Annotated in this window: 1 protein-coding gene; it reads right to left on the bottom strand. The window is 40.8% G+C overall.

Annotation, left to right across the window (positions count from 1 at the left end; translation table 11 throughout):
* On the bottom strand, nucleotides 1–336 hold a 336-nt coding region (locus RU86_RS12235), incomplete at both ends, for a hypothetical protein (protein WP_179296298.1).

The raw sequence follows: 336 nt of genomic DNA, 5'->3' as shown, positions 1-336 counted from the left end.
TAAGAATGGAAAAATGCAGTTTGGAAAAGTAAGTTTTCAAGACTGGTCGTAAGGACGTCTTGTGCACCAACGAGTCCGAGTGTCTGATCTAGCAAACTGATTGCCGTAGGGACCTGTCTTTGTGTCGAAAATTGTTTGGCTAAGGTTTTAAGATGTTTCGCCTCATGACTTAAATCCTTATCATTGACATCTGTTTCGATCGTTAGACTTGAGGGTGCATCACACCTACCGAGTGATACGGTTAGAAAATCCTTATTATGAACTTGCCGTTCATAAATTCGTGAATCATAGACTGCAGTCATGTCGACTAATTTTTCAGGACTTGGTAGCTGAAAG

This window comes from Pseudolactococcus piscium (genome assembly GCF_002441695.1).
Classification (GTDB): domain Bacteria; phylum Bacillota; class Bacilli; order Lactobacillales; family Streptococcaceae; genus Pseudolactococcus; species Pseudolactococcus piscium.
Note: the sequence above shows the minus strand (reverse complement) of the source record. Positions and strands in the feature narration are given on the sequence as shown.